Below are 6,778 nucleotides of genomic sequence, written 5' to 3' on the forward strand. Positions count from 1 at the left end.
GCGGCAGGTAAGCAGTTTACTTGCCGATACAAAAACTCGAAAAGATCTTGCCCAGCAATTCGTCGGCGCTCAGCTTGCCGGTGATCTCGCCGAGTGCTTCCTGTGCCAGGCGCAATTCTTCGGCGGCCAGTTCGAGCTGTTCGAAGCCCAGCTCCAGATCCGCTGCGTCTGCATGCTGTTCGGCGCGGCGCAATGCCTCGACATGCCGCGTGCGTGCGGAGAATTCGCCTTCCACGCTGTCCGCTCCGTCGCCCAGCGCAAGCTCGCGCAACCGGGCGTGCAACTGCTCCAGTCCCTGCCCGGTCACCGCCGAGACCGCGACCGCGTCGCGATCGAGCGCTGTGGCTTCGGCCAGCAGATCGCATTTGTTGTGGATCCACAGCTGACGCGGCACAGTATCGATGGCATCGCCGATCGCATCGCGCGCGGCTTGCGGGTCGCGTGCATCCAGTACCACCAGCGCCAGGTCTGCGCGCTGCAACTCCGCACGTGCGCGACGCATGCCCTCGCGCTCGATCGCATCACCGCCCTCGCGCAGGCCGGCGGTGTCGACCAACACGAGTTCGAAACCATCGAGCTGGATGGCTTCCTGCAAGGTATCGCGGGTGGTGCCGGCGACATCGGTGACGATGGCGCGCTCGCTACCGGCCAATGCATTGAGCAAGGAACTCTTGCCCGCGTTGGGCGGACCGATCAGCACCGCGTGCAGGCCGTCGCGCAGCTTGCGCCCGCGCTCGGCATCGCGCAGCAGTTGCGCCAGCAATGCGCGCGCCTGCTGTAGCCCGTCGCGCACCTGCGCCCCTCCCAGGGTGTCGAGCGGCTCGTCGGCAAAGTCGATCGCCGCCTCCACATGGACGCGTAGCCGGGTGAGGCTGTCGCTGAGCGCATCGACCCGTTGCGAAAACACACCGTCCAAGGATCTGCGCGCAGCGCGTGCCGCGCGCAGATCGCCGGCGGCGATCAGATCGGCGATGGCTTCGGCCTGCGCCAGATCGAGTTTGCCATTGAGAAAGGCGCGCTCGCTGAACTCGCCCGCGCGTGCCTGGCGCGCGCCCAGCGCAATGCAACGCGCCACCAGCTGCCGCAACAGCACCGGGCTGCCGTGTCCCTGCAGTTCCACCACCGCCTCGCCGGTGAAGCTGTGCGGCGCCGGAAACCACAAGGCGATGCCATCGTCGATCACCTCGCCCTGCGCATCGCGAAAGCGCGCGTAGCGTGCCTGCCGTGGCTGCAGATTCGGGACACCCAGCTCGGCGGCGATCTGCGCCGCCTGCGGCCCGGACAGGCGCACGATGCCGATGCCTCCGGTTCCGGCGGCGCTGGCGATGGCAACAATGGTCGATGGCGAAGAAGACATAGTCAGACAGGTTGCGCGGATCAGAGGCGTTGCAGTTGCGTGCGTGCCTGCTCGGCGCCGCTGCCTTGCGGCTGCAGTTCCAGATAGGTGGCGTAGGCCTTGCGTGCCTTGTCACGGTCGCCGGCTTTTGCGTAGGCATCGCCGAGATTGAGATAGGCCACCGCACGCGACGGATCGATTTTCAGGGTATTTTCCAGCCAGCGCGCCGATTCGGCAAAGCGTTCCTGGCGGTAGTACACAAAGCCCAGGTTGTTGGCGGCCAAGGCGAAATCCGGGCGCAGCTTCAAGGCTTCGGCAAACTGCTCGGCCGCTTCGGCGTAGCGTTTTTCCTTGTACAACTGCAGGCCGCGCTCGTTGGCCAGCTGCGCACGTTGACGGTCGCTGCTCTTCACCGCCGTCGGCAAGACCAGCCTGGCTTCGCCGCCTTGCAGCGTCTTCACCGTCACCGGCGCCGCAGCTGTTGCAGCACCGCTGGTGGTGGCGGCGGGACGCGCCGCATCCACGCGTCCGTTGAGTGCGATCGCGTCGGCAGACAACTGCGCGGTGCCGGCGGTCAGGAACTCCTCGCCACTCGGTACCTGGAACACGAACTCGCCGCCCTGCGAGCCGGGCAGGCTGCCGAACGCCGGGGTCTGCGCCGACACTGCCGACACCGCCGGTGCGACATAGGCCGCCAGTTCGGTACCGGTGATCAGGCCATCGCCATTGAGATCGCCCTTGCCCGCCAGCGCCTGCAGCAGTACCCAGGTAAATACCGAATGCCCGTTCGGGCCGCTGTCGGCCACCTGCTGATCGGCACCGCCGGCAGTGAGCATCTGGCGGGCGATGCGTCGCGCGTTCTCGCGCAGGTAGGCGCCGGACGTCGGCCCGCCGCGCGTCAGCCCCAATCCGCTATAGCAGGCATCCATCACGAACAGCACATGCTTGGCCTGCAGGCTTTCGGCGATGTTCTGCAGGTCGCTCATCGCGATCGCATCGCTGGCCAGTTGCTGCGGATCCGAGTCGACCGGAATGATGTAGCCCAGGTCGCGCCCGGATGCCAGCCGGCGCGTGGCGCCATGCCCGGCGAAGAACACGAACACGCGGTCGTTGGTCTGCGCGCGTCCCTCGCCGAGGCGATCGTGGAATGCCGCAAGAATATTGTTGCGCGTGGCCTGCCCGTTCTTGAGCACGATCACCTGCGAGGACGGAAACCCCAACGGGCCGGTCAAGGTGCTGGCGATGGCCTGCGCGTCGTTGGCGGCATATTCGAGCTTGGGCCAGTGCGCGTAGTCGTCGATCCCGATCACGATCGCCCAGGAGTTGGCGTAGCCGGTGGTCACGGTTGCCTCGGCCGCCGCGCTGGGCGCGTGCGCCACCGAAAACTCGCGGCCATTCCAGCCGGCGAACTGGTAGCCATCGGCGATCAGGCGATCCAGGATCTGCGGCAGCGCCTTCACTGCACGGTCGTGGATGTCATGGAACAACACGATGCCGCGCTGCTCCTTGTTCACCTGGTCGAGCACGCGCTGCACGATCGACTCGGGTACCGGGTCGGCCCAGTCCATCGAGTCGATGTTCCACATGATCGACTTCAGGCCTGCCTCGCCCAGCAGCTGCAAGCCTTCGGCATTGCGCGCCCCGTACGGAAACCGGAACAACGGCGCACGCTTGTCGTCCACCGCGCGCAACAACGTGTCGGTGTCCAGCACCTGGCTGCGCAACGCATCGCCAGTGGTCTTGGACAACTGCGCATGGGTCAGGCTGTGGTTGCCCACCGCATAACCTTCTTCCATCAGCGTGTGGCTGATCTTGGATAACGGCGCGAGTGTCGGCTTGCCCTGCGCGTCCAGGCTGCCCAGGTTGCGGCCCACTTCGAAGAACACGCCCGGCACGTCGTAGCGTTTGAGGATGGCCACGATCTCTTCGGTATAGGCCTTGTGCGGGCCATCGTCGAAGGTCAGCACCACCGTCTTGGGCGGCAGGTCGCGGCCGAAGATCTCGCTGTCGCTATCGCGCGCGGAGAACGGGTACGGCTCCACCACGCCATGATCGCGCAGGATCTTTTCGCGCGTGTACAGGCTGCGCAGATGCGCCACGTAGTCGTCCCACTTCTCGCGCTTGGGCACGATCGCGCGGCTGCGATCGAAGCGGCTGAAAATCTGCGTCAGTTCCTTGTTGTAGCTGCGCTCGATCTCGTCCAGCGCTTCCAGATCCTCACCGATGCGCTGATGCAGCTTCACCGCCGGCAGTGCCGAATCGCGGCCAATGCGTGCGTGCAGGTCGCGCAACACTTCGGCAAACGCCAGGCGGTCGGCATCGTAGAGATCCGGTGCCGATTCGATCTCGTCCAGCACCGTGGCGATCGTTGCGAAGCGACGCGCTGCGTTCGACGTCAGCACCGTCTCGAATCGCGCAGCGATGCGTTCTCGCTGTTGGAGGTTTTCATGGAACAGCTGCTGCCCCACGCTGCTGGAGGTGGCGCGATCGCGTGGCGTCTGGGCATCCGCGTCGGCCAGCAACACGATGATGCGGCGATGCCGGTCCAGTTGCTCGCGCAGCTGCGCGATCAGTGCGCGTGCGTCGTCGCTGTCGGCTTCGGCTGGCGCACCAGTGGCGGCCGGCGCAGCGGTGCTGGCAGCAGACGCTGCCTCGCCGGCGGTCTGCTTGCCGCAGCCGGCCATCGCCAGCATTCCTGCGAAAGCGGCGCACAGCCACAGGCGATACAGCGGCGATGACATCACGACGGCGTCCTTGGCAATGAAGACAACAGGGCAGACAGCAACTGCGGCGACATGCAGAAAGCCCGCCTTGCGGCGGGCTCTGTGCAACTGCGCTTACTTGGCGTTGGCCTGGATGATCTTGCTCGGCTTCTCGCCGTGCTGGCGGATCATCCACCACTGGATCAGCAGACCCAGGCCGCCATTGACCACCCAGTACAGCACCAGGCCGGCCGGCATGAAGGCCATCATGACGCCGAACACCAGCGGCATGAACTGCATCATCTTGGCCTGCATCGGGTCCATGCCCGGGGTCGGGGTCAGCTTCTGCGTGGCCCACATGATGGCGATGTTGAGCACCGGCAGGATGAAGTACGGGTCGCGCGCGGTCAGATCCTGGATCCAGCCCAGCCACGGCGCCTGACGCAGTTCCACCGATTCCACCAGCACCCAGTACAGCGCGAAGAAGATCGGCATCTGGATCAGCAGCGGTAGGCAGCCGCCCATCGGGTTGATCTTTTCCTTCTTGAACAGCTCCATCGTCGCCTGCTGGTACTTGACGCGATCGTCGCCGTAACGCTCCTTCAGCTGCGCCAGGCGCGGCTGGAAGCGGCGCATCTTGGCACCGGACTTGTACTGCGCAGCCGACAGCGGATACAGCGCCAGACGCAGCAGCACCACCAGGCCGATGATGGCCCAGCCCCAGTTGTGCAGGAAGCTGTGCAGATGGCTCAACACCCAGAACAGGCCCTGGCCGATGATGGCCATGATCGAGAAGCGGCTGTAGTCGACTACCCGGTCCAGTCCCTTCACGTCTTCCTTGGCGATCAGGCTGACCAGCTTCGGGCCCACCCACAGGCGCGCTTCGGTGGTCGCGGTCTGGCCCGGCGCCACGGTGAAGGCCGGGCCACGCAGTTCGGCCACGTCACGCGGGCCGTCCTGGTTCAGCACGTAAAGCGAGGCCTGGTCCTTCTGCGGAATCCACGCAGTGAAGAAGTGGTGCTGCAGCAGCGCCACCCAACCGCCGGTGATCTGGCGATTGAGGCCGCCGTCGTCCATGTAGTCCTTGAACGCGCGACGCTCGTAGCCTTCCTGCGGGCTGTACCAGGTCGCCCCGTTGAAGCTGAAGGAATCCGGATTGGTCATGCCGCGGCTGAGGATGGTCGGCACCCGGCTCAGCTTGCGGAACACGTAGCCGTTCCACGGCGCGCCACTCTTGTTGATCACCTCGTCCTTGATCGAGATCGCATAGCGACCGCGCTCCAGAGTGAAGGTGCGGCGGATCGACACGCCGTTGGGGCCATTCCACACGAACGGCACCACCAGGGTGTTCTGGCCCTTGGCCAGTTCGAATGCGGTGCCCGGCTGTTCGGCGCGGAAGCCGCCCACGCCCGGTACCGGCGAATGCTCGCTGGCCCAACCGCTGGTGGCGTTATAGGGATGCGCGGCATCTTCGGTCAGCAGGCTGACCGGCGCGGTGCCGTCCTTGGTCTGCGGAAACTGCAGCAGTTCGGCGTCGAGCACGCTGCGGCCGTCCAGCTTCAGGCGCAGCACGTCCGAGGTCAGGGTGATCACCGGCGCAGCACCGGCAGCAGCCGGCGGCGCGGCAGTCGTGCTGGTCGCCGGTACGGCGCCCGGCACACCCGCCTGCGGAATGGCCTGGGCCGCCGGCACATTGGCCGACGGTGCCGCAGCGTCAAGATCGCGCGCAGCCGGCACCGACTGCGTCGCCGCAACCACCGGCGCATTGGCGGCAGCCTTGTCCTTGCCCCACTCCATCCACAGCAGCGCCGCGACCATCAGCCAGGCAAAAATCAGGAAAACACGGGTCTGGTTCATCGGGCAGCAACTCGCTCAGTCGGAACTGGGTTCCGGCTCTGTCGGGGAAAGGGAGGATGGGTGCATCGTCCTGGCGGGCGGCATTGTGCCGGGCGCAGCAGGCAGGGGCAATGCGCCGGCACGGCGCAGCAGACGCAGGAAAGCATCGCGAATCTGTGGATTGGTCGCTTTTGCGGCTGCGGAGCGCGCCACAATCACGTAATCGCCGCCGGCAAGCTCGGGCAGCAGATGCCGCATGGCATCGCGCAATACGCGTTTGATCCGGTTACGTCCCACCGCACGCGTGTCGACCTTGCGCGACACCGCCATGCCCAGGCGCGGCGGCGTATCGCCGGTCCGCCAGTGCAGGCTGAGCAACGGGTCCGAGGTACGACGTGCAGTATCGAAAACGACCGTATATTGCGCACGCGTACGAACCCGCGCAGAGCGAGGAAATCGCCTGCACGGGTTCGATGCGTTCACGTTAGGGACTGCCTCGGCCGCAGGGAGCGGCGCGGCAATCAAGCGCTCAGGCGCTTGCGGCCCTTGGCGCGGCGGCGAGCCAGGATCTTGCGGCCGTCGGCAGTTGCCATACGTGCGCGGAAGCCATGGTCGCGTGCTCGCTTGAGGTTGCTGGGTTGGAAAGTACGCTTGGTGGCCATGGGGCCCTCTGCATGAATGGAGACGAATAGAACCGGCAATTCTATAGGGCCATCAGCGGCCGGGTCAACTCCCCGCAGACGTTAGCGGAGGTGATGGCGGTCAAGCCCTGTGGATGGACCTGTGAATAAGTCTGGGAAAACCCTGTCCTCGGTGCTAGTCTGGCGCATCCTCTTTTCACTACCGGGCTGCGAGCACGGCGCTTTTCTGCGCGCCGCAGCCAGCAACAGATGATCATACTTTG

At 65.7% G+C, this 6,778-nt stretch carries 5 protein-coding genes; all 5 read right to left on the reverse strand.

Annotated elements, in window-relative coordinates:
• Positions 1-16: 16 nt before the first annotated feature.
• Entirely contained in the window at positions 17-1,357 is a 1,341-nt protein-coding gene (mnmE, locus tag ABQ039_RS20055) for a tRNA uridine-5-carboxymethylaminomethyl(34) synthesis GTPase MnmE (RefSeq protein ID WP_184609617.1), read from the reverse strand.
• 20 nt (positions 1,358-1,377) lie between these two features.
• A complete protein-coding gene (locus ABQ039_RS20060; RefSeq protein ID WP_349778294.1) occupies positions 1,378-4,080 on the reverse strand; it encodes a polysaccharide deacetylase family protein in 2,703 nt (900 codons plus the stop codon).
• A gap of 93 nt (positions 4,081-4,173) precedes the next feature.
• Positions 4,174-5,895, reverse strand: coding sequence for a membrane protein insertase YidC (gene yidC / locus ABQ039_RS20065; RefSeq protein WP_184609621.1), 1,722 nt, complete (start codon positions 5,893-5,895; stop codon positions 4,174-4,176).
• A 15-nt stretch (positions 5,896-5,910) separates the two neighbouring features.
• Positions 5,911-6,357 carry a ribonuclease P protein component gene (gene rnpA, locus ABQ039_RS20070; protein WP_039512801.1) on the reverse strand — a complete coding sequence of 149 codons (447 nt, stop codon included), beginning with the start codon at positions 6,355-6,357 and terminating at the stop codon, positions 5,911-5,913.
• A 38-nt stretch (positions 6,358-6,395) separates the two neighbouring features.
• Positions 6,396-6,536 (reverse strand): 50S ribosomal protein L34, encoded by a 141-nt coding sequence (rpmH, locus tag ABQ039_RS20075; RefSeq protein WP_002805908.1) that lies wholly within the window; start codon positions 6,534-6,536, stop codon positions 6,396-6,398.
• Positions 6,537-6,778: the final 242 nt, after the last annotated feature.

Origin of the sequence: Xanthomonas sp. WHRI 6108 (assembly GCF_040202385.2) — a bacterium.
In the GTDB taxonomy this organism is placed as follows: domain Bacteria; phylum Pseudomonadota; class Gammaproteobacteria; order Xanthomonadales; family Xanthomonadaceae; genus Xanthomonas; species Xanthomonas arboricola.

What these genes read in the sequence shown, in the direction of transcription:
- mnmE (WP_184609617.1), bottom strand. Translation starts at nt 1,357, where the DNA reads ATGTCTTCTTCGCCATCGACCATTGTTGCCATCGCCAGCGCCGCCGGA.
- yidC (WP_184609621.1), bottom strand. Translation starts at nt 5,895, where the DNA reads ATGAACCAGACCCGTGTTTTCCTGATTTTTGCCTGGCTGATGGTCGCG.
- rpmH (WP_002805908.1), bottom strand. Translation starts at nt 6,536, where the DNA reads ATGGCCACCAAGCGTACTTTCCAACCCAGCAACCTCAAGCGAGCACGC.